The 24206-nt window shown below is 72.7% G+C and carries 20 protein-coding genes; 2 read left to right on the plus strand and 18 right to left on the minus strand.

Annotation, left to right across the window (positions count from 1 at the left end; translation table 11 throughout):
• Window positions 1–85: 85 nt before the first annotated feature.
• The 11 genes from ABFX54_RS25565 to ABFX54_RS25615 all read right to left on the minus strand — a co-directional run bounded on the left by ABFX54_RS25565 (window position 86) and on the right by ABFX54_RS25615 (window position 15249).
• Window positions 86–1060 carry a hypothetical protein gene (locus tag ABFX54_RS25565; RefSeq protein WP_346108736.1) on the minus strand — a complete coding sequence of 325 codons (975 nt, stop codon included), beginning with the start codon at window positions 1058–1060 and terminating at the stop codon, window positions 86–88.
• Complete coding sequence (locus ABFX54_RS25570) at window positions 1057–3519, minus strand: Hsp70 family protein (RefSeq protein ID WP_346108738.1); 2463 nt, start codon at window positions 3517–3519, stop codon at window positions 1057–1059. The genes ABFX54_RS25565 and ABFX54_RS25570 overlap by 4 nt, the downstream gene beginning before the upstream one ends.
• Window positions 3512–4090: a hypothetical protein gene (locus tag ABFX54_RS25575; protein WP_346108740.1), complete on the minus strand. Its 579-nt coding sequence runs from the start codon at window positions 4088–4090 to the stop codon at window positions 3512–3514. The genes ABFX54_RS25570 and ABFX54_RS25575 overlap by 8 nt, the downstream gene beginning before the upstream one ends.
• Window positions 4087–5112 (minus strand): serine/threonine-protein kinase, encoded by a 1026-nt coding sequence (locus ABFX54_RS25580; RefSeq protein ID WP_346108742.1) that lies wholly within the window; start codon window positions 5110–5112, stop codon window positions 4087–4089. The genes ABFX54_RS25575 and ABFX54_RS25580 overlap by 4 nt, the downstream gene beginning before the upstream one ends.
• 9 nt (window positions 5113–5121) lie before the next feature.
• Entirely contained in the window at window positions 5122–6564 is a 1443-nt protein-coding gene (locus tag ABFX54_RS25585) for a hypothetical protein (RefSeq protein ID WP_346108743.1), read from the minus strand.
• 77 nt (window positions 6565–6641) lie between these two features.
• On the minus strand, window positions 6642–7439 hold the full coding sequence (locus ABFX54_RS25590) for an endonuclease/exonuclease/phosphatase family protein (RefSeq protein ID WP_346108745.1): 798 nt from the start codon (window positions 7437–7439) through the stop codon (window positions 6642–6644).
• A 33-nt stretch (window positions 7440–7472) separates the two neighbouring features.
• Window positions 7473–8150, minus strand: coding sequence for an HNH endonuclease family protein (locus ABFX54_RS25595; protein ID WP_346108747.1), 678 nt, complete (start codon window positions 8148–8150; stop codon window positions 7473–7475).
• Window positions 8151–8211: 61 nt separating this feature from the next.
• A complete protein-coding gene (locus ABFX54_RS25600; RefSeq protein ID WP_346108749.1) occupies window positions 8212–11361 on the minus strand; it encodes a 2Fe-2S iron-sulfur cluster-binding protein in 3150 nt (1049 codons plus the stop codon).
• Window positions 11358–11600, minus strand: a complete 243-nt coding sequence (locus ABFX54_RS25605; RefSeq protein WP_346108751.1) for a sarcosine oxidase subunit delta — start codon at window positions 11598–11600, stop codon at window positions 11358–11360. The genes ABFX54_RS25600 and ABFX54_RS25605 overlap by 4 nt, the downstream gene beginning before the upstream one ends.
• The gene (locus ABFX54_RS25610; RefSeq protein WP_346108753.1) at window positions 11600–12802 is read right to left on the minus strand and encodes a sarcosine oxidase subunit beta family protein; all 1203 of its coding nucleotides are present in this window, start codon (window positions 12800–12802) and stop codon (window positions 11600–11602) included. The genes ABFX54_RS25605 and ABFX54_RS25610 overlap by 1 nt, the downstream gene beginning before the upstream one ends.
• Window positions 12799–15249 (minus strand): GcvT family protein, encoded by a 2451-nt coding sequence (locus tag ABFX54_RS25615; protein WP_346108755.1) that lies wholly within the window; start codon window positions 15247–15249, stop codon window positions 12799–12801. Before ABFX54_RS25615 ends, ABFX54_RS25610 begins: the two co-directional genes overlap by 4 nt.
• Before the next feature lie 150 nt (window positions 15250–15399).
• Here ABFX54_RS25615 and ABFX54_RS25620 point away from each other — a divergent pair, with 150 nt between their 5' ends.
• On the plus strand, window positions 15400–16383 hold the full coding sequence (locus tag ABFX54_RS25620) for a helix-turn-helix transcriptional regulator (RefSeq protein WP_346108757.1): 984 nt from the start codon (window positions 15400–15402) through the stop codon (window positions 16381–16383).
• A 21-nt stretch (window positions 16384–16404) separates the two neighbouring features.
• On the opposite strand, the gene ABFX54_RS25625 is transcribed toward ABFX54_RS25620, so the two are convergent.
• The 6 genes from ABFX54_RS25625 to ABFX54_RS25650 form a co-directional block, all read right to left on the minus strand.
• Window positions 16405–17163 carry an SDR family NAD(P)-dependent oxidoreductase gene (locus tag ABFX54_RS25625; RefSeq protein ID WP_346108759.1) on the minus strand — a complete coding sequence of 253 codons (759 nt, stop codon included), beginning with the start codon at window positions 17161–17163 and terminating at the stop codon, window positions 16405–16407.
• A 123-nt stretch (window positions 17164–17286) separates the two neighbouring features.
• A complete protein-coding gene (locus ABFX54_RS25630; RefSeq protein WP_346108761.1) occupies window positions 17287–19563 on the minus strand; it encodes a tetratricopeptide repeat protein in 2277 nt (758 codons plus the stop codon).
• Between the two features lie 19 nt (window positions 19564–19582).
• Complete coding sequence (locus ABFX54_RS25635; RefSeq protein ID WP_346108763.1) at window positions 19583–20338, minus strand: SCO6745 family protein; 756 nt, start codon at window positions 20336–20338, stop codon at window positions 19583–19585.
• Between the two features lie 48 nt (window positions 20339–20386).
• Window positions 20387–21199: a diaminopimelate epimerase gene (gene dapF / locus ABFX54_RS25640; protein ID WP_346108765.1), complete on the minus strand. Its 813-nt coding sequence runs from the start codon at window positions 21197–21199 to the stop codon at window positions 20387–20389.
• A gap of 1 nt (window position 21200) precedes the next feature.
• Window positions 21201–22094: a tRNA (adenosine(37)-N6)-dimethylallyltransferase MiaA gene (miaA, locus tag ABFX54_RS25645; RefSeq protein ID WP_346108767.1), complete on the minus strand. Its 894-nt coding sequence runs from the start codon at window positions 22092–22094 to the stop codon at window positions 21201–21203.
• Between the two features lie 13 nt (window positions 22095–22107).
• Window positions 22108–22635: a methylated-DNA--[protein]-cysteine S-methyltransferase gene (locus ABFX54_RS25650; RefSeq protein WP_346108768.1), complete on the minus strand. Its 528-nt coding sequence runs from the start codon at window positions 22633–22635 to the stop codon at window positions 22108–22110.
• Here ABFX54_RS25650 and ABFX54_RS25655 point away from each other — a divergent pair.
• Window positions 22634–23551, plus strand: coding sequence for a ribonuclease Z (locus ABFX54_RS25655; protein ID WP_346108770.1), 918 nt, complete (start codon window positions 22634–22636; stop codon window positions 23549–23551). The genes ABFX54_RS25650 and ABFX54_RS25655 overlap by 2 nt on opposite strands.
• Here ABFX54_RS25655 and ABFX54_RS25660 read toward each other — a convergent pair.
• The gene (locus tag ABFX54_RS25660; RefSeq protein ID WP_346108771.1) at window positions 23524–24177 is read right to left on the minus strand and encodes a class III extradiol ring-cleavage dioxygenase family protein; all 654 of its coding nucleotides are present in this window, start codon (window positions 24175–24177) and stop codon (window positions 23524–23526) included. The two genes, ABFX54_RS25655 and ABFX54_RS25660, sit on opposite strands and share 28 nt — an antisense overlap.
• Window positions 24178–24206: the final 29 nt, after the last annotated feature.

Genomic DNA, 24206 nt, shown 5'->3' on the forward strand with positions numbered 1-24206 from the left:
CCCCCGTCCCCCACCACGCCGGCCCGCCCCCGAAGCGGGCCGGCGTCCTCATGCCCGGCCCGCCCCCGCCGGGGGCCGGTTCGTGTCACCCCTGAGGGGTGATCCGCAGGGTGACCGTGCGGTTTCTCGTGGCCTGGCGGTGCGGGTTGTCCGACTGGTCGGCGCTGACGAGCGTGAACGACGTGCGCGGCAGGCCGCCGCCCTCCGCCAGGTGGCGGGCCGCCACCAGGGCACGGCCGAGGGCGACCACGGAGCCGCCGCGCGTCCGCCCGCCGGGCACCGGCACCGCGTGGCCCACCACCGTGATCCGCACGTCCATGCCCGCCATCCTGCGACCCAGCGCACGCAGCAAAGCTCTGCCTCGCGGGCTGACGTCTGCGCTCTGCCGGAACAGGCCCGTGTCGAAGCGCACCTGCACGTCCCGGGAGCGGCGCCGTACCGTGAGGCCCGGCATGGACACCCGCCCGGTGATGGCGGCGAGCCGCGCGTCAAGACGGGCTGCGGCGGCCGTGCGGCGTTCCTCGGCAGCGGCCACCTCCGCCCGCTCCCGCTCGACCGCCGCACGTTCGGCGGCCACCGCCGCACGTTCCCTGCCCAGCGCGGCGCGTTCGGCCTCCAGCGCGGCCGCACGGCCGCCCGGGGCGTCGGCGCGCACGGAGGACGCCGATGAGCCCGCCCCGGACGAGCCCAGCGCCACCACGGCCCCACCCGTCAGCACCACGGCCGTCACGCCCGCGGCGGCCACCGCGAGCCGCCCAGGATGGACGAGCGGCCGCGTCCGCCGGCGCCCCGCGGTGATCCGCGCGATCGTCCGCCGCCCCTCGGCCGCCGCCGGATCATCAGGCGCCAGCTCCTGCACGGCGGCCCAGCACCGATCCGCCGCGTCCAGCTCCCCACGCTGAGCATGTACCCGAGCCCGCAGATCCAGCACCGCCCCGACGTCTTCACCCGCGGTCGAGTCCAGGCTGTCCAGGAGAGCGAGGGCGGCGTCCAGGTCGCCGGTACGGGCGGCGGTGCGGGCGCGGTCGAGGGCCAGGCGGGTGCGCAGGGCGTCGCTCATCGCCTGACCAGACCGATGATCTTGTCCTGTTCGCCCTTCGGCAGCATGCGGATCATCCGCTGGTTCACCCCGTCGAGCCCCTGCCGGTCGCCGGCGGCGATGGCCCGTTCGCCCTCCTTGATCAGCCCCTGAGCCCGTCCGGTCGGCTCCAGCATGTCCCGCAGCCCCTGGAACAGGGTGAACGGCCAGTCCGGGCTGCGCCGTTCCAGCTCCACCAGCAGCCGCCCGGCGCGGTCGATCTGCGCGCGTACGGCCGCGATGTCCCGAGCCCTGATCGCTTCGCGCGAGCGCCCGTGCAGCCCGGCCAGCTCCGCGCGGTCCGCGGCGTCGCCGAGCGCGTCCACGAGCCGGTCGGCCTCGTCCAGCAGCCCCTCCAGCTCCTCGGCCAGGGAGGGCAGCAGCGCGGCGTCCTCGACGTCGTCCAGCTCCGCCTGCAGCTCGCGAAGCCGCTCCTCCGCCGTGGCCGCCGCGCCGACGTCGACCCTGGCCGCGCGCACCTGCTCGCGGGCGGTCGTGACCGTGCCCTCCGCCTCGATCCTGGCCAGCCGGCCGGCGACGTCGGCGGAGCCCCCGCTCGACGAGCGCAGCGTGTCCAGGCGCCGCTCGGTCTCGGCGAGCAGCGTCTCCAGCACCTCCGCGTCCGGCGTGCGCACGTCGTTCAGGTTGATCTCGCCCTCGAACTGGGTCTGCACCAGCGGCACGTCCGCCACCACCGTGACCAGGCTGGAGGCGTCCACCTCGAAGGTGACCTCCACCTCCGTCCCCGGCGGCAGGTCGATCGTGACGTCCTTGGGCCGGATCTCCAGCTGGCCGACCACGCGGTTGCGCTCGCCCCTGCTGCGCTCGCCCTGCAGCACGGGAATGCGGATGACCGCGTCGGCGTCGGAGCGGCGCAGGGCGGCGGCGGTGTGGAACACCTCGCGCACGGAGGTCGGCAGCGTCACGCCCTTGCGCAGCATCGGCGCGAAGGCCCGGTCGGCGAGCTGGATGCCGAGCGAGTGCGCCAGCCGCACCCCGCCGAACTCGACCTCGCCGTGCTTGATCGACAGCATGTCCGGCGTCAGCGGCCTGGGCGCGCCCGTGTCGTCGATCAGCTCGACGCGGAAGCGCGAGGTCCTGCCCTGGTCGATATCCACTTCCGCGATGAAGTGACCGGTGCCGCTGAGCGGGATCCTGCCGGTGGTGAACGGCGGGCGCCCCTCGGGATTGCTCAGCGTGACCGAGTAGCCGCCCCAGCCGGTGGCCGGCCCGCTCAGCCGGCCGGCGACGGTGGGCCTGGTCGTGGTGACGATGGGCTCGTACGCCAGATCGACCGCGAACTCGCCCTCGACCCTGGTCTGCGTCCTGGGCCGGCGCAGGGTGGCGGCGAAGACGGCCGCGCCGCGGGCGACCACGGTCGTGGGATCGAGGCTCACGTCGAGCTCGATGCCCAGGCCGTGATGCGGATCGGCGAGCCGCTCCCTCAGCCCTGGCGACAGCGTGACGCCGCCGACCAGGAGCAACCGGTCGATGTCGGCCGGGCCCAGCGCGGCCTCCTTGAGCGCCCTGCGGCACAGATTGATCGCCCGCTCGTAGAACGGCTCGGCGGTCGCGTCGAGCTCGCCGCGGCGTAGCGCGTACTCGAAGGTCTCGGTGCCGCCGTCAGGACCCATGAGATCGACGAGGAGGTCCGTCTGCTCCATCCTGGACAGCAGGATCTTCGCCTCCTCCGCGGCGGCCTTCAGCTTGGCGAAGTTGTAGCGCCACCTGGGGTTGTCCCGGCGAAACTCCTCCAGCCCGAGCTCCCGGGCTGCGGCAGGGGCCAGGATCCGCTCCACCAGCGCCCAGTCGATCAGCTTGCCGCCCAGGTACGGGTCCCCCGAGTGGTCGAGCACCCGCAGGTCCCCGTCGCGCTTGCTGACCACCGCCGCGTCGAAGGTGCCGCCGCCGAAGTCGAACACCATCCAGTACGCCCGCTCGTCGGCGTCGTCGAACCCGTACGCGAACGCCGCCGCGGTCGGCTCCTGCACCAGCGGGCAGGCCGTGGTGAAGCCGGCCAGCAGCGCGGCGTCGGTGGTGGCCTTGTTCTGGTTCAGCGTGAACGCGGCCGGCACGGTGATCACGGCGGCGTCCGGCGGGGTGCCGGTGTGGTGGGCCGCGTCGGCGCGCAGCGACTTGAGCACCTCGGCCGACAGCTGCGGCGGCGACAGCCGCACCCCGGCCCTGGCGAAGCTCGTGCGCGCGTCGGCCAGCCCCATCTCCAGCTTGAACTCCGCCGCCGCGTTCTCCGGGTCGCTCTCCACCCGCTCCCGTGCCCGCCGGCCGACGTGGACGAGGTCCGGCTTGGGCATCCAGACGGCCGAGGGCGTGGTGTCCCAGCCGTCGTTGTTCTTGATCACGGTGACGGTGTCGTCGTCCGCCACCGCGATGGCGCTGTTGGTGGTGCCGAGGTCTATGCCGAAGTCGATGGTGTCACGCATGTTCGTTCCTCAGGTCGTCTCTGGTGGGGCGGCCGACGATCACCTGGCCCAGCTGGATGTGCCGCTCCCGCAGGTAGATCGAGGGCCGCACGGTCTCCAGGACCGTCTCCGCGCTGAGCGACGGGTCGTCCTGGAACAGCAGGACCTCGATGGAGCGGCCGGAGTGGAACGCCTCGCCGTCGTGGTCCTGGAGGACGAGCCCGGCCTCGGCCAGCGCGGCGCGGGTCGTGCGCAGGTGGCGGGCGGCCTGCCGGCCGGCGGCGTCCGCGCCAGGGGCGGACAGCCTGCGCTCGGCCCGCCACAGGTGGGTGGCCGCGGTGGCCAGCGACTTCTCGTCCAGCGGTTCCGGCGGTTCGGGAGCGTCGAGCAGCGCGGCGAACTGCTCCATGACGGGGTCGTCCCAGACGGGCGGCGGGATGCGGAAGGCCCGATGGTGCCGCAGTTGCCCGAGCTCTTCCCTAACCGCGCGACGGAGCCACGACCGGCCCGCACTCTCGCCGGACGCGCGGCGCGGGCGGAACTGGACCAGCCGTTCGCGGAACGTACGACGCGGCTCTCGCCGGGAGCTCACATGACCACCCCCCGCCGCCAGAGCACGAGCCGGGACCGGTGAAGTTCGCGCAGGGGCGGCCACAGTTCGACGGCTTCCTCCATGAGTTCGATGGCGCGCCCCAGTTGTCCTGGGACGCGGTACAGGCGCAGCGCCTCGGCGGCGATCCGGCCGGCGCGCTCGTCCAGCGGGCCCGCCTCGCCCGCGGGCCGCTCGCTCAGGGCCGCGCTCAGCTCGCCGGCCGTGGCGGGACGGTCGCGGGGGTCGAGCGCGAGAGTGGCCACGATGATCTCGTCCAGGCGGCGGTCAACGTCGTCGTTGTACCGGCTCGGCGGCAGCAGCATCCGGTCGAACCGGGACAGGCCAAGGTCCTCCCCGTACGGCAGACGGCCGGTGAGCAGCAGGAACGCGATCGTCCCCACCGACCACACGTCGCTCGCGCACGAGTGGCCCCAGCGGTCGAGCAGGTAGCCCAGCACCTCCGGGGCCATGAACGCGAGCGTGCCCCGCCCGCTGGCCAGGCGGGTGACCGGGTCGGCCCGCTTGGCCAGGCCGAAGTCGCTGACCCGGATCCGCACGGCGCTGCCCTCGTAGCCCATCAGCACGTTGGCCGGGGTGAGGTCGCGATGCACGACGGGCGGGTCCTGCTCGTGGGCGAGCGCGAGCCCGCCGGCGATCTGCTCCGTCACCCGCACCGCGAGGTCCGTGGGTATCCCGCGCGGGTAGGCGGTGTAGAGGCTCTCCAGGCTGCCGCCGGGGACGTACTCCATCGTGAAGTAGCCGCGCAACCCCTGCGGCGTGCGCACGGTGCCGGCGTCGAAGAGCCGCACGATGTTCGGGTGCCCGAGCGTCGACAGCAGCCGGGCCTCGTCCAGCATCTCGCGCGTCTCCTCCAGCGAGGCGACCCGCTTGAACAGCTTCATCGCCTGCAGCCCCAGGTGCTCGTGCCGGACGCGGTGCACCTCGGCGAACGCGCCCTCGCCGAGCAGCCGGTCGATCACGAGGGTGGCGGTGACCCGGTCACCGCTGTTGAGCAGCGCCATCGTCCCGCCTCACCAGACCTGGAACACGGCGGGAGGCGCGGGGGCCGCGCTGCCGGAGGAATCGGACGAGCACTCGTTCAGCATGAAGATCGCGCCGGCCACCAGGACCGCCCAGAAGGCGAGCCTGAACGCGGTGCGGCTCCGCCCGCGCATCGGCACGGGCCTGATGCCGCCGCGGTCGGTGCCGAGGTCGCGGCGCAGCTTGTCGATCAGCGCCTCACCCGGCGTCCCCGCCGCCTGCCGCCTGAGGTCTCCCAGGAACCCGTCGGCCACGGCGGGGCCGTAGGCGGCCATCAGGGACCGGGCCTGGTTCGTGATCTGTTCGAAGGTCTGCACGAACTCGGTCACCTGGTCCTCGTTCGCCTCGATGGCCTGCCTCATGTGGTCGTCGGAGGCCAGCTCCAGTCCCGTGCCGAGCCAGTTGAGCGCCGAGGACTCCCCCACGGGCCCGGCGCTGTCCATCAGCGTCATCGCGCAGTTGTTGAGCAGGATGGCGGTGTCGTTGCGCACGCCCGCGGTGCGGCGGTGCCGGTCATGAGGCACCAGGGTGTCCAGCCTCCGCAGCTCGGGCAGCACGTCCGTGTAGACCATCGCGGCCGCCAGCGCGGTCTCGCCCTCCTGCAGCCGGTCGTTCGCCGCCGTCAGGGCCGTGCTCACCGCCTCGTAGCACGGTGCGGCCACCGTCTCCAACTGGTCGTCGATCGCGATCGACGGCGCCGGCCAGCGGCGGGCCAGGTTCGCCAGGCGCGCCTGGTCCCGCTGGTTCCTGGCCGCCAGGTCGGTGATCGGCCGCAGCAGCGCGGACGCGAACTCCTTGCGCAGCTCGTCCACGGCGGACTCGCCGAGCTGCCGGTCGTCCAGCGCGGTGACCCGGTGGCGCACGTGGTCCCAGAACGCGGCCCGGCGCAGGACGGCCTGCCACGACCGCGCGGCCGACTCCCACAGCCCCTTCAGTTCGGGATCGGCCACTTCCGGGCCGTCGGCCTCCCGGTCGAGCGCGGCGCAGTGGGCGCGTACGGCCTCGTCGTGGTCGGCGTGCAGGGAGCTGAGGCAGGCGCAGGTGGCGTCGCCCGTGTCCCAGAGCCAGAACAGCTCGTCGACCAGGCGCCGGCGGGGATCGTCGAGCAGGCGGTCGAAGGCGGCGCGCACCTCGCCGGGACCGACGGGCAGCGCGTGGCCGAGGTCGAGCTGGGCGCCCACTTCAAGCGCGGTGGCGACCCGCTGCCTGCGCTCCCGTACGGCGCGGCGGTTCGCGTACGTGGAGACCCCGGTGATCCGGAACGCGTTGCGCCGGTAGAGGTCCGCCCCGGCCACGTCCCGCAGCGCCGCCACCGTCGCGTCGCCGGCTCCTTGTGCTGCCCAGTCCGCCTCGCCTGCCCCGAACATGACCTGCCCATCCAGATCGAAGGACCGCCTGCCCCGAGCCTGGCGCAGGGCCGCGTCAGGCTCCATGACAGGCGGATGAAAACCAGATGGGCGCGGCGTCACAGGCAGGGCAGAGTCAGCCGGGCGGGGTCAGCCGGGCGGGGTCAGCGGACCATCCTCATGACGAGGGGGCGGTGGTCGGACAGGGTGGACGACAGCACGGACCCGCTGGTCGTCGTGATCCCTCGGGTGTAGACGTAGTCGATGCGGGCGTCGCCGTGGGTGGGCTTGTTCGCGTACCTGGCGCCGGTGTCCGTCCAGCCCGCGCTCACGAACCGCTTGGACAGCGCGTCGGTGGGCGGCGCGTTGAAGTCGCCGGTGAGGATCACCCCGGTCCTGGTGCCGAAGTAGCCGAGCACCTTGGCGGCCTGGGCCTCGCGGCGGCTGACCGAGGTCGCCGACAGGCCGGGCGACAGGTGCGTGGTGAACACCCTGACCTGCGCGCCGCCGCCGAGGTCGAGCTTGACGCCGGCCATGGAGCGGTTGACGGGGCAGGTGGCGAAGTCCGAGAGCGGCAGCGTCACCCGTTCGACGATCCGGTACGACGACAGGATGGCGTTGCCCGCCTTGCCCGGTTGCGGATCGTCACAGGGCCCGACGTCGTCGCCCATGCCGAAGTGGGCGTTGGCCGTGATGTCCCAGCCGAGCTCGTCGGCCAGCTCGCGGACCTGGTCGGCGCCGGGCCGGCGGTGGATCTCCTGGAGCGTGACGACGTTCGCCCCGCTGTCCTTGACCACCTTGGCGATGGCCTTCATGTCGGCGCTCTCGCCGTGGATGTTCCAGTCGAGGACGACGACGTTGACGGCCCTCGCCTGAGCACTTTGGGCGGTCTGGGCAGCGGGGACGGCGGTGGCGATGAGGACTAACGCGACGGTCAGGTGGCTACGCTGAGTCACTCCCATATTTCGTGATCTTACGTAGCCTTTCCCGTGAAGTCAGCAGCCATCCAGGATGCCTTTCATGGCGTCCTTCTCCGCCGAGGTCACCCACAGTTCGTACTTCGCCTTGACGTCGATCTGCTTGGCGATGTACGTGCACCGGTAGGCCTTGCGCGGCGGCAGCCAGGTGGCGGCGTCGGAGTCGCTCTTCTGCCCGTTCAGCGGGCCGTCCACGGCCATGAGGTTGATCGGGTCGTTGGCGAACTCCTTGCGCTTGGCGTCCGTCCACTGCTGCGCGCCCTTCTGCCAGGCGTCCGACAGCGGGATCACATGGTCGATCTGCACGGCAGTGCTGGTGGTCTGGCCGCGCTTGAACTTGATCGTCTTGCCGCTGTACGGGTCGTCGAGCGTGCCGGTGAGCACGATGCAGTCGTGGGTGCCCGCTTTGAACGTCTCGTCCGTCAGGTCGCGCTTGAGGATGTCGTTGCGGGTGTCGCAGCCGTTGTGGTCGACGTCGGACCAGGCCGGGCCGAACTCGTCGCGGTCGAAGCCCGTCTTGGGCGCGCGGCCCTTGACGTCCAGCTTGGCCAGCTTCGCGCGGGCGTCGGCGATGGCGGCCGAGTCGGCTTTCGAGCTCTTCCCGCCCCCGTCTCCCGAGACCTGCGCTTCCAGCCCGCCGCAACCGGCCAGCATCGCCACTGTGGCCAGACCGGCCATGAACGCCCGAACTCGCACGCCCGCTCCCTAGACTTCACGCAATGAATCCCTAAAGTCTAGGTAATGCCCGTTTAAAGGGTTATAACGCGCTAATGGCGTCCAGTAGCCACTCCGCGAGATATCGGGTGAAGGACGACCTGACGTAGACGCGGTAGTCGCCGGGGCCGCGCCGCTCCAGGACGACCGAGGTCTTGCCGAGCAGCGTCTGGGCGTGGCCGTTCAGCGTCTCCACGTCGATGGGGCAGCCGGTGATCAGGACGTCCTCCGCCTTGGGGCCGGTCAGCTCCAGGATCGTCCGCTGCCCCGAGACGTCCACCCAGCCCTTCCGAGGCACGATATTTCCGGACACGAGCCACCAGGACGGCCCCAGCCGCAACCCCACGCCCGGATCCTGCCCGCGCACCTCCCACATCGGCTCGGACGCCACCTCCCGCAGCCTCAGCTCGGGCCCGCTCGCGGCCTCGAACCGGGCGGCGAACGAGGCGGCCGGACTCTCGGCCCGCGCCTCCCCCGCCGGGCCTCCGTGCGGATGTCCTTCGGGCAGCGGCTCGCCGTCGCGGCGGTCGTTGTCCGGGTCGTAGAAGACGGGCGCCACGACCGTCACCGGCTGCGTCACGCCCCCGGACACGGCGGTGAGCCGGTCCCCCGGCTCGACGCCCCTGGCCAGCGCCAGCCCGAACGTCCGGCCCAGCACCGCGCTGTGATAGGCCGAGGTCACGTGGCCGAGCATGGGCACCCCGCTCTCCATTGGGCCCTCCACCGGGATCCCCGCCCTGCTGTCCACTGGGCCCTCCGCCCTGCTTTCCACTGGCCGCCCGGCCGCGACGAGTTGTGCGCCCTCGTCCAGCCGGGCCCCCGGATCGTCGGGCAGCAGGCCGATCAGGCGTTTGCGATCGTCACGCGAGGTGTCGGCACGGGCGTGCGAGCGCCTGCCGACGAACTCCGGCTTGCGCCGGGAGACGATCCACGACATGCCGAGGTCCTGCGGGGTGACGGTGCCGTCGGTCTCCTGCCCGACGATCGGGAACCCCTTCTCCGCCCGCAGCACGTGCATGGTCTCGGTCCCGTACGGCACCGCGCCGGCCTCCACCACCGCCTCCCACAGCGCCCTCCCGTACGCCCAGGGCACGTTCACCTCGTACGCCAGCTCGCCCGAGAAGCTGATCCGGAACACCCGCCCCGGCACGCCGAGCACGTCCGTGGCCGCGTACCTCATGAACGCCAGCTCCACCGCGCCCGGCGCGACCGCCGCGACGACCCGCCTGGCGTGCGGGCCGGCCACGGCCACGGTCGCCCAGTGGTCGGTGACCGACGTGAAGGACACGTCCATGCCCGGCCACTCGGTCTGGTGCCACTCCTCCAGCCAGTCGAGCACGGCGGCGGCGTTGCCCGTGGTCGTGGTCATGAGGTAGTGGTCCTCGGCCAGCCGCGTCGTGGTGCCGTCGTCGAACACCATTCCGTCGGCCCCGCACATCAGCCCGTAACGGCAGGCGCCGACGGCGAGGGTCGAGTACAGGTTCGTGTAGATCAGGTCGAGGAAGGCGCCCGCGTCCGCGCCCCGGACGTCGATCTTGCCCAGGGTGGAGGCGTCCATGGCGGCCACGGCGGTGCGGGCGGCGTGACACTCGCGCCGCACGGCGGCCTCCATCGGCTCGCCGTCCTTGGGGAAGTACCACGGGCGCTTCCACTGCCCGACGTCCTCGAACACCGCGCCCATCGCGACGTGCGCGTCGTGCATCGCGGTCGTCCTGACCGGGTCGGACAGCTCGCCCCGGTCGCGCCCGGCCAGGGTGGCGAAGGACACCGGCGTGTACGGCGGCCGGAAGGTCGTGGTGCCGACCTGGCCAGGGGCCGCGCCGAGAAGGGCGGACATGACGCCGACGACGACCGCGCCCGAGGTCTTGCCCTGGTCGGCGCCGGTGCCCGCGGTGGTGTAGCGCTTGACGTGCTCCACCGAACGCATCCCGGCGCCGGTCGCCCTGGCGAGATCGGCGACGGTGACGTCCCGATGCAGGTCCGCGAAGGCGGGCTCGTCCGAGCTCCCCCCGACGGCCCACAAGGCGGCCGGCCGGCCGAGCGGCCGCTCATCACACTCAGGCACCCGCAACCCGCCCGTGTCAGCCTCGGCGGCCTCGGTGCCGGCGGCGTAGCCGTCCTCGATGGCCTCGCGGGTGCCGTAGCGGCCCGCGCACGCGCCCACCGACCGCTCCGCCTGCGCCGACGTACCCGGGACGAAAGCCTGGAGGTCCTCGTCGAACCTGACCCGGCCCTGCGACTGGCTGAACAGGTGCACGGAAGGATTCCAGCCGCCCGCCACCGCCAGCAGGTCGGCCTCGACGTGCCGCGCGCCCACCTGGACGCCGTTCAGCACCCCCTCCGCGTCGCCCGTCGTGCCGGTGACCACCTGCCCGTCCACCCGGGGGTCGACGATCTCCGCGATCTCCACACCGGCCGCCGCCAGGTCACGCGCCGCCTCGTGGCCGGAGTCCGTGCAGGCGAACACCACCGCCCGCCGCCAGGGCGCCACCCCGTACCGGTTGGCGTAGGCGCGGGCCGCCGAGGCCAGCATGACGCCGGGCCGGTCGTTGCCGGGGAAGGCGAGCGAGCGCTCGTGCGCGCCCGTCGCCAGCACCACCCGCCGCGCCCTGACGTGCCACAGCCGCTCGCCGCGCGCCCGCCGCTCCACGGCCACCACGTAGTTGTGGTCGTAGTAGCCGACGGCGGTCGTCCTGGTGAGCACCCGGCCCGTCAGGTCGAGCGAGTCCACCCACTCCGTGGCGGGCCGGCCGTCCAGGAGCGTCCGGGAGCTCAGCAGGTCGCCGCCGAGCCGGGGCTGGTCGTCCATGAGGATCACGCGCGCGCCGGCCAGCCCCGCCGCCGTGGCGGCGGCCAGCCCGGCGGGCCCGCCCCCGATCACGAGCACGTCGCAGTGCAGATAACCCTTGTCACAGCGACGGTCGTCCTCGATACCGAGGTCCACCCGCCCCTTGCCGCGCAGGCTCCACGCCTCCAGCCCGTCGTACAGCTCCACGGTCGTGGCCGCCAGCATCGGATCGGCGCCCACCCGGACCAGCGCGTTCGGCTCCTCGGGACCGGCGGTGAAGACGCCGCGCGGCCGGCCCAGCTCCACGCTGCGGCCCACGATCCGTACGCCGTTGCGCAGGAGGGCGGCGGCCAGCGTGTCACCCGGCTCGCCCTCCAGGGGACGGCCGTCGAAGGTGAACCTCATCTCGCCTTCCTCACCTCATGAGTGACGGTGTGCCGTTCGACGTCGAACCAGGTCCGGCAGCCGTGCACGTGGTACCAGCGCTCGCGGAACCAGCCCTTGGGGTTGTCACGCAGGAAGACGAACGCGGCCCACTCCTCGTCGGTGGTCTCGCCGAGCGGGTAGGGGATCCCGGCCTGGCCGCCGTAGTGGTACTCGTTCTCGTCGCGGGGCCCGCAGTGGGGGCAGTCGATGAGCAGCATCAGTGCGCCACCGCCGCCGCGCCGTGCTCGTCGATGAGCGCCCCCGTGGTGAACCGATCCAGCCCGAACGGCTCGGCCAGCGGATGGGGTCGTTCCTCGGCGATCGTGTGGGCGTAGACCCAGCCGGCGCCGGGGGTGGCCTTGAAGCCGCCGGTGCCCCAGCCGGCGTTGACGTACAGGCCCTCGACGGGGGTGGGGCCGATGATCGGCGAGGCGTCGGGCGAGACGTCCACGATGCCGGCCCAGGTGCGCAGCACGCGTACCCGGCTGAAGAGCGGGAACAGCTCCAGCGCCGCCGCCATCTGCGCCTCGATCACGTGCACGCCGCCACGCTGCCCGTAGGAGTTGTACGCGTCGATGCCCGCCCCCATGACCAGCTCCCCCTTGTGCGCCTGGCTGACGTAGACGTGCACCGCGTTCGACATGACCACGCAGTCGAGCACCGGCTCCAGCAGCTCCGACACCAGCGCCTGGAGCGGGTGCGACTGCAGCGGCAGCCGCAGGCCGGCCAGCGCGGCGAGCACCGAGGTGTGCCCGGCCGCCGCGAGCGCGACCTTGCCCGCCGCGATCGGGCCACGCGAGGTCCGCACGCCGGTCACCCGGCCGCCGCTGAGCTCGAACCCGGTGACCTCACATCCCTGGATCAGGTCGATCCCGTACGCGTCCGCCTTGCGGGCCAGCGCCCAGGCCACGTGGTCGTGCTTGGCGATGCCCCCGCGTCGCTGCAGGGTCGCCCCCATGACCGGGTAGCGCGCGCTGCCGGAGACGTTGATGATCGGGCAGAACTTCTTGACCTCGTCGGCGTCCAGCCATTCGGCGTCCACGCCGCTCCGCCGGTTGGCGTTCACCCTGCGCCGGCCCTCGCGCACGTCGCCGAGGCTGTGGGCCAGGTTGAGCACCCCTCGCTGACTGAACTGCAGGTCGTAGTCCAGCTCCGCGCTCAACCCCTCCCACAGCTTCAGCGAGTGCTCGTAGATCGCGGCGCTCTCGTCCCACAGGTAGTTGGAGCGGATGATGGTGGTGTTGCGGGCCATGTTCCCGCCGGCCAGCCAGCCGCGCTCCAGAACGGCGACGTTCGTGATGCCGTGGTTCCTGGCCAGGTAGTAGGCGGTGGCCAGGCCGTGCCCGCCGCCGCCCACGATCACCACGTCGTAGGCGGGCTTCGGGTCGGGGTCGCGCCAGAGGAAGTCGGGGTGGGTCAACGCCTGATCTTCTCCATCCCGGGGTCGTACAGCGGCTCGGCGGCGACCACCGCGGGCACGCGGCGGCCGAAGTAGGAAATGTCGACATACGTCCCTGGCTCGGTCAGCTCGACCGGCAGCCAGGCGTAGGCGATGGGGCGCTGGATGGTGTGTCCGTAGGCGGCGCTGGTGACGTAGCCGACCGTGCGCCCGCCGTGCCTGACCGGCTCCTTGCCCATGACGACCTCGGTGCTCAGCAGCGGCACCAGCTTGCGGGTGACCTCCTTGGTCAGGGCGTCGCGGCCGACGAAGTCCTTGTCGTCCTTGACCGCGAAGGCCAGCCCCGCCTCGTACGGATTGTGCTCGGTCGTCATGTCGACGCCCCAGAGCCGGTATCCCTTCTCCAGCCGCAGGCTGTTGAACGCGGCCCGGCCGGCGGCGACGGCCAGCCCCGGCGCCCAGAGCGTGTCCCAGAGCTTGAGCCCCATGTCGGCCGTGGTGTAGAGCTCCCAGCCCAGCTCGCCCACGTACGAGACGCGCAGCGCGAGCACCGGTACCTGCCCGACATATCCGGACTTGCAGCCGAAGTAGCGGAAGTTCTGGTGCGACAGGTCCATGTCGGTCAGCCCCTGCACCAGCTCCCTGGCACGCGGCCCCCACACGCCGACGCAGCAGGTGCCGGGCGTCAGGTCCCGCACCCGTACGCCGCCCGGCGCGTGCCCGGCCAGCCAGTCGAGGTCGAGGTTGCCGTTCGCGCCGACCTGGAACGTGTCCTCGTCCAGCCGGGCCACGGTGAGATCGGACCGGATGCCGCCTTTGACGTCCAGCAGCAGCGTGTAGGTGACCGACCCGGGCTTCTTGTCCACGTTGTTGGTGGTCATCCGCTGCAGGAACGCCGCCGCGCCGGGCCCGCTCACTTCCAGCCGCTTGAGCGGGGTCATGTCGTAGAGCGCGACGCTCTCCCGGGTGGCGTACGACTCGGCCGCGGCGACCGGCGACCAGTAGCGGGTGGCCCATTCGTCCCGCAGCGCCGCCCCGAGCAGCGGCTCGACGGCCGCGCTGCGCGACTCCTCCGGCACGTCGGCGTGCTCGTCCCTGCGCCGGCGGACGAGGTCCTCCAGCAGCGGCACGTTCGCCTCGAACCAGTGCGGCCGCTCCCACCCCGCCCCCTCAAGGAAGAACCCGCCCAGCTCCTGCTGCCGCGGATGGAACGGGCTGGTGCGCAGCGGCCTGGGCGACTCCATCGGCTGCAGCGGATGGATGATGTCGTAGACCTCGACGAAGTTCTGCCTGCCGCGCTCCTCGACGAAGGCGGGCGAGAGCTGGGCCTGCTCGAACCGGTTGAGCTCGCATTCGTGCAGGTCGATCCGGGAGTGCCCGTCCACCAGCACCTCGGCCAGCGCCCGCGCCACCCCGGCCGAATGCGTCACCCAGACGGCCTCGGCCAGCCAGAACCCGTCCAGGTGCGGCGCCTCGCCGATCAGCGGGAAGCCGTCGGGGGTGAAGGAGAAGATGCCGTTGATGCCGTCCTCGTACTTGGACTCGGCCAGCACGGGCAGCAGCTCGACCGCGTCGCGCCAGGCGGGGTCGAAGTCCTCCTCGGTGAACGCCTGCACCGACGGCATCGTGGTGGATCTGGGGCCGATCTCGTCCTGGGCGACCGGCATGGGGCGGTGGGCGTAGGAGCCGATGCCGATGCGGTCGCCGTGCCGGCGGAAGTAGAGGTCGCGGTCCTGGTGGCGCAGGATCGGGCCCTCCTCGCCCAGCTTCAGCGGGCCCGACTTGGCGTACTGGTGGGCCAGGGGCAGCAGCGGCACGTTCAGCCCGGCCATCTTCCCGATCGAGGGGCCCCAGAAGCCCGCCGCGCACACCACCACGTCGGCCGGGACCGTGCGGTACTCGCCCGCGCTCGTCACCGTGACCCCGGTGACCCGGCCGCCGCGCTGCTCGACGCCGACCACGGTGTGCCCCGGCAGGAATCTGGCTCCGCGTTCCACGGCCCGTTCGGCCTGCGTCTGCCCGCACGCGACCGCCGCCGCCAGCCCGTCGCTCGGCACGTGGAACCCGCCGAACACCTTGCCGGGGTCGAGCGAGGGCCACAGCTCCAGGCAGGCGGCGGTGTCGAGCAGGCGTGCCTCGACCCCCCACGACTCGGCCCAGCCGTGCTTGCGGTGCAGGTCGTGCCAGCGTTCGGGGGTGGTGGCCACCTCCAGGCCGCCGACCTGGCGGAAGCAGTGCTCGCCGAGGCCGGTGTACTTGCGCACGGTGTAGGCGGCGAACTCGGTCATGGTCTTCGACGGGTTGGTCTGGAAGACCAGGCCGGGGGCATGGGAGCTGGAGCCGCCGGCGGCGAAGAGCGGCCCCTGTTCGAGCACGGTGACGTCGGTCCACCCCCGCTCGGTGAGCTCGTCGGCGAGGGCGCAGCCGACGATGCCCGCCCCCACGATCACCAGACGGGGCCGACTCATGACGCCTCCGGTTGTTCCTTAATGCGCAACATGTCCCGGACTACGCAACGAACATAGATCCCCGCGTCCCCGCGAACAAGGGCCCCTTCACCGCCGGGGGCGGCCCCCATACTCTTTACTTCGGATCATGGCAGGTCAGGAAGAGGAGACATGGCGCAGCGGCGCTTACTCGAAGGGCTCGGCGTCACCGTCGCCGAGGAGAACTCCTACCGGGCCCTGCTCAGACATGGGCCCGCCACGCTGAGCGAGCTCGCCGCCGAGACCGGCACCTCCGCCGCCGCCATCCGCCGCATGCTGCCCCGGCTGGAGGACCTCGGGCTGATCTCCCGGGTCGCCGGCCGGCCGCTGCGGCTGGTCGCCACTCCCCCGAACGTCGCCATCGACATCCTCGTCGCGCGCCGCCAGGAGGAGCTCACCCACAGCAGGGCCGCCGCCGCGCTGCTGGCCACCGAGGTCGCCGACCGCGGCGGGCCGCACCCCGAAGAGGTGCTGGAGGTGGTCAGCGGGCGCGACGCCGTGGCCAGGCGCTACCTCCAGCTCGAACGCAACGCCACGCGGGAGATGCTGGTGCTGGTGCATCCGCCGTACGCGGTGGACGTCAGCGACGACAGGGAGAACCGCCGGCGCGCGGCCCGCCAGGGCGCGCCCACCCGCGGCATCTACAGCCCGCTGGCCTTCGAGCACCCCGGCATGCTGGCCCACACCCGCCGCGCCATCACCGACGGCGAGCAGGCCAGGCTCGGGCAGGTGCCGGTCAAGCTGGCCATCGCCGACGCCCGCACCGCCATCCTGCCGCTGGTCTCCGACGAGGACCGGGCCGTGGAGAGCGCGCTCGTGGTACACCCGTCGGCGCTGCTCGACGCCCTGGTGGGGCTGTTCGAGACGCTGTGGCGGGCCGCCGTGCCGCTGCGCCTGTCGGACGAGTCCCTCGAACCCGAGGCGTGGCCGCAGGCGTCCGACGCGGAGGTGCTGACGCTGCTGGCCGCCGGCATGAAGGACGACGCCATCGCCAGGCAGCTCGGGCTCAGCCCGCGCACGGTCCAGCGCCGCGTCCAGGTGCTGTGCGAACGCCTGGGCGCCAGGACCCGCTTCCACGCCGGCTTCCTGGCCGCCCAGCACGACCTGCTCGACTAGGGTGACCGACCCCAGGCCGGCCTAGGTGATCAGGATCCCGCCGTCCACCGCCAGCGTCACCCCGGTGATGTACGAGGCCGCGTCGCCGGCCAGGAACACCGCGGCCGCCACCAGCTCGGCCGGATCCCCCGCCCGCCCCATGACCACCCGCTGCTCCGTCATCCGCTCCAGGTAGCCGGGTGGGTACTGCTCGGTCATCTCCGAGGCGAAGAACCCCGGCTCCAGGCAGTTGACCCGGATGCCGCGCCGCCCCGTCCACTGCTGGGCCAGGTCGCGGGTGAGCCCCGTGACCGCCGCCTTCGAGGCGCTGTAGGCGGCCTGCGGCAGCCCGGCCGTGGTCTCGCCGAGCACGCTGCCGATGTTCACGATCGACGAGCCGGGACGCATGACCCGCGCGCACGCCTGCGCCATCCAGTAGGTGCCGTGCAGGTTGACGTCGACGACCTGGCGGAACTCCTCGGGGGTCTCGCGCAGCGCGGGCACGGCCGTGCCGACGCCGGCGTTGTTGATCAGCACGTCGACCCCGCCCAGGCCCTCGACGGCCGCGGCCACCAGCCGATCGCAGTCTTCCGGCCGGGCCACGTCGGTCTGGACGGCCAGGCACGCGCGGCCGGTCTCCTCGACCAGCCGGCGCGTCTCCTCCAGCCGATCCGCGCGCCGGGCGCCGATCACCACGTCGGCGCCCGCCTCCGCCAGGCCCCGGGCGAAGGCCACGCCGAGGCCCGATGAGGCCCCGGTGACGATCGCCACCTTGCCGTCGAGCCGGAAGCGCTCCAGCACGTCACACCTCGCCTCTCGGAACGAAAACCCGGCTGTTCGGAACGGAGAGCCCCGGCCGCCCGACCACCAGCTCGGCGATCACGACCTCGTGCGGCCGAGCCGGACAGGACGGGCAGGATGCCCCTACAGGCCGTATTCCTTGACGATGCGCTCGTGCCGTTCGACCTCGACGTCGATCTCGCGGGCCAGGTCCAGCCAGGCCAGCGGATGCACCCACCGCTCGGTGGCGTCGTCGAGCAGCGCGTCGACCTCGGAGGGCGACACGTCGGGCGGCACCGCGACCCAGCCGAACACGCCCGGCAGCGGATCGCTGCTGGTCGGGTGGGTGACGGTGTAGTTTTCGTCGCTGTAGACCCACATCGGCCAGCCGCGCTCGGCCATGACCTCGGTGAACTCGGCCCAGTCCTCCTCGCTCGGCGCGGCGCCGTCGAAGAAGTAGCTGGTGTAGCCGCCGGGCCGCAGGATGCGCACCGCGCCGAACGGCGGCACGAAGTTCTGCTGCTCCTCCGGGTCGTCGGGGACGGGCTCCAGCAGTTGCGGGTCGAACACGACCAGGTCGCCGGCGTTGTAGTCCATCCCGCGCGGCTGCGGCAGGGCCAGCCTGGCGGTGGCCGGGCCGGTGCGGATGGACAGCACCTGGCGCTGGCCGCCGTCGGGCGCGGGCAGGATGAGCCTGATGAGGCCCATCTCCTCCTCGATCGGGCCCTCCTTGGACTTGATCGGCATGCCGATCTTGGCCGCGCCCTTGCGCACGGTCTCCCAGTCCTCGGCCGAGGTGGCCATGACGATCATGCGCCAGACATCCTCCTCGGCCAGCTCGTCGAGCACCTCGAGCAGCACCTCGGCGGCCCTGGCGTTCTGGTCGAGCTGCTGGGCCGCGCCGGACAGCAGGCGGCGGGCGTCGAGCCCGGCCCCGGCCGCGAGGGCGTGCTCGCCCGCCTCGACCGTCTCCTGCCAGCGCTCGCGGGCGCTGTGCAGGCGGGCCAGCGCGAGGTATTGGGCGGCGTGCGGCAGCAGCCCGGCCATCTGCTCCAGCCGCTCGTCCTGGCGGGCCTCGATGAGCAGCGTGGTCAGGTAGGCCACGTCCTCGGGATCGGCGGTGGCGATGTCGCCGGTGTCGACGAGCAGCTTCCAGTAGACGTCGGCGCCCGTGGCGGGGTAGCCGAGGAAGCCCAGCGTGGTGGTGTGGCGGCGGGTGGCCTCCAGGTCCTCGCCGGACAGCGGCGCGAGCCAGCCCACCCACTTCTCCGGGTCGGCGTTGAAGCCGTCGGCGGCGTCGAACAGGCCCACCCGCTCGGCGAGCGGACCCGGCGGCGTGGGCTCGGTGGCGGCGTCGGCGGGGGTCCGCAGCGCGCCGACGAGGTCGGCCAGGTCGCCGGCCTCGCGCAGCTCGGCGGTGCCGGACTCGGCCGCGTGGGCCAGCAGCCTGGCCTGCCAGACGCCCTGCCTGGCGATGGCCAGCTCACCCGCGACCAGGGCCAGCTCGACGCGGGAGCGGTAGCCGCCCATCATGCCGAAGTAGTCGGTCCACTGGCGCAGGACCCGGCCGAGCTGCCAGGTGTTGGTGATCTGCGCGGAGCCTGCGAGCTTGTTGACGGCGTGGGCCCACTCGACCCACACGCGCGGGTGGTCGCCCACCACGTCGAGGTCGGGCAGGGCGTCGACGGCCTCGGCGGTGCGGCCGAGCGTGGCCAGGATGAGCGAGCGGCGCACGCCGTCGCGGTGCTCCTTGGCCACCGGGTCGTCGGCCTGGAACCCGGCCGCGGCCTGGAGCGCGGTCAGCGCGTCCTCGGCGCCGTCGGCGGCCAGCAGCGCGCGGGCGCTCTCCGCGCTCAGCTCCCAGCTGGCCTCGCGGCCGGCCGTCTTCAGCCGCTCGACGGCGGACTCGGCGTAGGTCACGGCCTCGCCCGGCTTGCCCGCGTCGACGAGCGCGGCGACGTACTGGGTCACCAGGCCCGTGAAGGAGGGCCGCTCGGGGCTCATCCCCTCAAGCGCGGCGGCCAGCGTCTCCAGACGCTCGGCCGCGTAGCCGGGGCCGTCGGTGTTGGCCCACACGACGGCCAGCGCCTCGACGGCGGCCGGGGTGGCCGGGCAGTCACGCACGTCTTCGCGCTGAGCGAACGCGAGCAGCTGCTCCACGTCGGCCAGGGCCACCGCCCCCTGAGCCCTGTCGCCGATCCGGCCGACCAGGTGCCAGTAGCGGGCGTAGAACTCGAGCCAGGGCAGCTCAAGGGTCTCCGCCTGCTGCGCGATGGCCGGGGCCATCACGTCGAGCTGCGGATATCGGCCCTCATAGGCCTGTGCGGGGAGGTCTCCCAGCGCCATGGCGAGGCCAACGTTGCCCGCCTCGGAAAGCTGCTGCTGGGTGTCGCCGACCCAGGCCCAGATGTCCACGTCCATGGGCAGTCAGTCTGCCAGGTCAACGAGCGTCCCCAAAACGCAGAAGCTCGATCAGCTCGTCCGACTCGCCCTCGGTGAGGACCGAGAACGCGGGCGCCATGAGGTCGTCCGTCGTCTCCTCGACGGCGGCGCGGCGCGCGACGAGCTCGGGACCGGGCGTGGCGTACGGCTCCGGCCACTCGAAGAACCTGGCGATCGCCTCGCCTGCCGACCTCCCGAGCGGGCCTCCGCGGTGGTCTGCTGCCAGGGTGGCGTCCAGCGGGTGCATGCCCGCCGCGATCACGGCGTTGGCGTGCAGGCCGCCGCGCAGCTCGCGTACGACGTGCATGAACTGGGCGGCCCTGGCCGGCGGGTCGCCGGGCAGCGGGACGGCCCGCCACCCCGCGAACAGCGGCGCGCCCACCGGCGACGCCTGCTCGACGACCGGCTGCAGCAGCTCGGCGATCCTGGCGCAGCCGTCGTAGCCGCCCAGGTTGCGCCGGCCCCACGCCTGGCACGCCTGCGCGTAGAGCTCGACGGCGTGCTCGGCCGTGAGCTTGCGGCCGCCGTTCCAGTTCGGCTCCACGTGCTGGGAGGGGAAGAAGACGGCGACCGACGTGACGACGTCGGCGTCGCACTCGCCGAGGACGCCGCAGCGGCCTCTGAAGTAGAGCTCGCGCGGGCCGAGGCCGTGCTCCTCGCAGAGCGCCTTGGCTTCTCTTGAGATCATGAAACCGCCGCCGAGCCGGCCGATCGGCGTCTTGACCTGCGCCGCGGTGGTGCGTGGGTCAGCCATGTCCACCTCTCAGTGCGTGAAGTGAACCCAGCATCCCCTACCAGAACATCATTCTGCAAGCAGGAGTTCGCCGCTGGCGACGATGGCCGCGGGGCCGGACAGGTAGCTGGTCTCCTCGTCGAGGATGACCGTCAGCGTGCCGCCCAGCACCTCGATCGTCCACGTGCCGGTGGTGTCGCCCGACAGGTTGGCGGCGGCCACGGCGGTGGCCACCGCGCCGGTGCCGCAGGAGCGGGTCTCGCCGGAGCCGCGCTCGAAGACGCGCATGACCGCGCGGCTGGTGCCGACCGGGTTGAACAGCTCGATGTTGACCCCGGCCGGGAAGACGCCGGTGTCGAAGCCCGGCTGGTGGGTGAGGTCGAGCTGGGCGACGGGGTCGCCGATGGCGCAGGCCAGGTGGGGGTTGCCCATGTCGACGGCGAGCCCGGTGTATTCCTGCCCGCCCACGGTGGCCACGCTCTCGCCGGAGACCACGGGCTTGCCCATGTCGACCGTGATGTCGCCGTTCGGCTCGACGCGGACCCGCCGCACGCCGCCCCGCGTCGCGATCTCGAACTCCGAGGCGCTCACCGCGCCGGTGTCGAGCAGGTAGCGGGCGAACACCCGCACGCCGTTGCCGCACATCTCCGCCATGCTCCCGTCGGAGTTGCGGTAGTCCATGAACCACTCGGCGGCCGAGGCCTGGTCGGCGACCTCGAGGCTCCGCTTCGTGCGCACCACCCGGAGCACCCCGTCGGCGCCGATGCCGGCTCTCCTGTCGCAGATCTTGGCGACGAGCGTGGCCGGTACGTCGGCCATCCCGTCGGGATCGGGCAGGATGACGAAATCGTTCTCGGTGCCGTGCCCCTTGAGAAAGCGCATGCTAGGAGTTTATTAGCGCCAGAGATCGCTCCAGGATGTCGGGGGCGTCGTACGGCAACCAGCGCACCCGCGGGTCCCTGCGAAACCACGACTCCTGCCGCCTGGCGAAGCGCCTGGTCAGCCTGACCGTCTCGGTCATCGCCCGCTCCTCGCTCCACTCGCCGGTGAGGAAGCGGATGACCTGCGCGTAACCGAGCGCCCGCCCGGCCGTGCGCCCTTCGGCCAGCCCCTGGCCGAGCAGCGCCCGCACCTCGCCGACCAGCCCCGCCTCCCACATCCTGGCGACTCTGAGCTCGATCCGCTCGTCCAGCACCGGCCTGGGCACCTCCAGCCCGATCTGCACGCTCGGGTAGACGGCGTCGTAGGACGGCATGGTGGCCGAGAATGGGCGGCCGGACAGCTCGATCACCTCCAGCGCGCGCACGATGCGCCGGCCGTTGCTGGCCAGGATGGCCGCGGCGGCGGCCGGGTCACGCCCGCGCAGGCGCTCGTGCAGGGGGCCTGGGCCGAGCTCGGCCAGCTCCTCCTCCAGCCGGGCCCTGATCTCCGGGTCGGTGCCGGGGAACTCCAGCTCGTCGATGGCCGCGCGCACGTACAGGCCGCTCCCGCCGACCAGCACCGGCACCTCGACGGCGTCGATGACGGCCCTGACCAGCTTCTGGTATTCGGCCACGCTGGCGGTGACCGTCACGTCCCAGATGTCCAGCAGGTGGTGCGGGACCCCCCGCCGCTCGGCCTCGGTGAGCTTGGCCGTGCCGATGTCCATGCCCCGGTAGAGCTGCATGGAGTCGGCGTTGACGCACTCGCCCCCCAGCCGGAGGGCGAGGTCGACGGCGAGATCGGACTTTCCTGCGGCCGTGGGACCCACGACGGCGATGACTGGCTGCTGGCGCACGGCGACAAGTCTGCTAGAGATCGAGGAGCGTCGGCTGCAGATAACCCTCGTGGGTCAGCAGCCAGCGCTTGGTCTCCACGCCCTCGCCGCCGCTGAAGCCGCCCAGCCCGTTGCCCGCCGCGACGACCCGGTGGCAGGGCACCACGATGGGGATCGGGTTGGAGCCCATGATCGAGCCGATGCCGCGGGCGGGCACGCTGGAGCCGCTGAGCGTGGCCAGCTCGCCGTAGGTGACGGCGCTCCCGTACGGGACCCCGTGCAGGGCGCGCAGCACCCGCAGCCGCGAGCCCGACATCAGCCGCCAGTCGATCGGCGTCTCGAACCGCTTCAGCTCACCGGCGAAATAAGCATTCAGCTCGGCGACGGCGAAAGCCGTACGATCCGCATCATGAACCTCAGCCAGGTCGAGCCGGCCGGACACCCGGGCGCGGGAGCCCCAGCCCGACGCGACGAGCCCGGTCTCGGTGACGGCCAGCACGAATGGCCCCACCGGCGTCTCCACCTCGGCGAAGGCGACCGTCTCCTCGTTGGCGGTCATCATGTCCTCACGTGAGCTCGTGGTGCTGGGCACGTCCAGCGCCGTTCCTACCCGACACCGTAACCACAACGGCTACCTCCTGCGCTGGGACGGCCAGGGCTTCCTGTTCGACCCGGGCGAGGGCACGCAGCGGCAGATGGTGCACGCCGGCCTGAGCGCCAACGACGTCCACTGGCTCTGCGTGACCCACTTCCACGGCGACCACTGCCTGGGCGTCCCCGGGGTCGTCCAGCGCATCGCACGCGACAAAGTACGCCATCCGGTGCGGGCAGTCTTCCCCGCCTCCGGCCAGACCTACTGGCGGCGGCTGCGCCACGCCGCCGTGTTCGCCGACACCTCGGTCATCGCCGAACATCCGCTCACCGGTGACCTGGCCGGCGTCGGCCCGCTCATCGCGCGCCGCCTGTCCCACCCCGTCGAGTCGTACGGCTACCGCGTCCAGGAGCCGCCCGGCCGCCGCATGCTGCCCGGCAAGCTGGCCGCTCACGGCATCCGCGGCCCCGACATCGGCGAGCTCCAGCGCGCCGGCTCCGTGCGCGGCGTCACCCTGGCCGAGTGCAGCGTCCCCAGACCGGGGCAGAGCGTGGCGTTCATCATGGACACCCGGCTCTGCGACGCGGTCTTCGAGCTGGCCTCAGGGGTCGACCTGCTGGTGATCGAGTCCACGTTCCTGTCGGCGGAGAGCGCGCTGGCCAAGGAGTACGGGCATCTGACGGCGTTCGAGGCCGGGGTGGTGGCGGCGGACGCGGGGGCGCGCAGGCTCGTGCTCACGCACTTCTCCGAACGGTACGGCTTCGACGACGAGCCGGACTTCGTCGCGGAAGTACGGCGCAACTTCGACGGCGAGGTGGTGACGGCCCGCGACCTGATGCGGATCCCGGTGCCGAAGCGTCAGACCGTCCACGTCCCGACGAGATAGCCGACCCCGAACGGGGCCGTCTCCATGAGCAGCCGCCCCTCGTAGTCCCGCCCGTCCGCGGCGCCCGCCAGCACCTGGAAGGCGGACCGGCCGCTCACCCACAGCCTGTCGGCCTCCTCCGGGTCGAGGGCGGCCAGGGGTGCGGGGTCGCCGCCGGCGAGGGCCTGGGCGATGCGGTCGTTGCAGGGGCCGGCCGCGTCGTCGTACTTGCCGGGGGCCTTCGGGCTGAGGCAGGCCGAGCCGTCGGCCATGACCAGCAGCGCCACCCTGTCCGCGCGATCGGCCAGTTGTTCGCCGAGCTTGGCGCAGTCCTCGGCCGGGGCGGCCCAGGCCACCGACTGGAAGGCGTCGGGTCCGTGCGCTCCGAGGAGCAGGCGGGCCACGGTCAGCGACAGCGGGAGCACCGGCTCGCCCCTGCCCGCCGCGAGCTCCGGGCCCCAGGGGCGCAGGCTGCCCGCCGCGTCGCCGTCGTACGCGCGGTTGGCGGGCGCGCCGCCCACCACGATCAGCGCGTCGGGCCGCGCGTCGCGCAGCGTGGCGATCGCGGTGTGGCAGGCGGAGCGGAGGTCGGGCATCCCCAGGACGACCAGCGGGGTGAGCGGGCACACGGCCGCGGCGACAAGCACGAGCGCAAGCGTACGTCCGGCTCCCGCCT

Origin of the sequence: Nonomuraea maheshkhaliensis, assembly GCF_039529435.1 — a bacterium.
Taxonomy (GTDB): domain Bacteria; phylum Actinomycetota; class Actinomycetes; order Streptosporangiales; family Streptosporangiaceae; genus Nonomuraea; species Nonomuraea maheshkhaliensis.

Excerpts from the sequence above, each read along its gene's own strand:
- ABFX54_RS25585 (WP_346108743.1), bottom strand. The coding sequence starts at position 6,564 with ATGGAGCCTGACGCGGCCCTGCGCCAGGCTCGGGGCAGGCGGTCCTTC.
- ABFX54_RS25605 (WP_346108751.1), bottom strand. The coding sequence starts at position 11,600 with ATGCTGCTCATCGACTGCCCCCACTGCGGGCCCCGCGACGAGAACGAG.
- ABFX54_RS25620 (WP_346108757.1), top strand. The coding sequence starts at position 15,400 with ATGGCGCAGCGGCGCTTACTCGAAGGGCTCGGCGTCACCGTCGCCGAG.
- dapF (WP_346108765.1), bottom strand. The coding sequence starts at position 21,199 with ATGCGCTTTCTCAAGGGGCACGGCACCGAGAACGATTTCGTCATCCTG.
- ABFX54_RS25580 (WP_346108742.1), bottom strand. The coding sequence starts at position 5,112 with ATGGCGCTGCTCAACAGCGGTGACCGGGTCACCGCCACCCTCGTGATC.
- ABFX54_RS25570 (WP_346108738.1), bottom strand. The coding sequence starts at position 3,519 with ATGCGTGACACCATCGACTTCGGCATAGACCTCGGCACCACCAACAGC.
- ABFX54_RS25600 (WP_346108749.1), bottom strand. The coding sequence starts at position 11,361 with ATGAGGTTCACCTTCGACGGCCGTCCCCTGGAGGGCGAGCCGGGTGAC.
- ABFX54_RS25590 (WP_346108745.1), bottom strand. The coding sequence starts at position 7,439 with ATGGGAGTGACTCAGCGTAGCCACCTGACCGTCGCGTTAGTCCTCATC.
- ABFX54_RS25635 (WP_346108763.1), bottom strand. The coding sequence starts at position 20,338 with ATGGCTGACCCACGCACCACCGCGGCGCAGGTCAAGACGCCGATCGGC.
- ABFX54_RS25615 (WP_346108755.1), bottom strand. The coding sequence starts at position 15,249 with ATGAGTCGGCCCCGTCTGGTGATCGTGGGGGCGGGCATCGTCGGCTGC.
- ABFX54_RS25655 (WP_346108770.1), top strand. The coding sequence starts at position 22,634 with ATGTCCTCACGTGAGCTCGTGGTGCTGGGCACGTCCAGCGCCGTTCCT.
- ABFX54_RS25650 (WP_346108768.1), bottom strand. The coding sequence starts at position 22,635 with ATGATGACCGCCAACGAGGAGACGGTCGCCTTCGCCGAGGTGGAGACG.
- ABFX54_RS25630 (WP_346108761.1), bottom strand. The coding sequence starts at position 19,563 with ATGGACGTGGACATCTGGGCCTGGGTCGGCGACACCCAGCAGCAGCTT.
- ABFX54_RS25565 (WP_346108736.1), bottom strand. The coding sequence starts at position 1,060 with ATGAGCGACGCCCTGCGCACCCGCCTGGCCCTCGACCGCGCCCGCACC.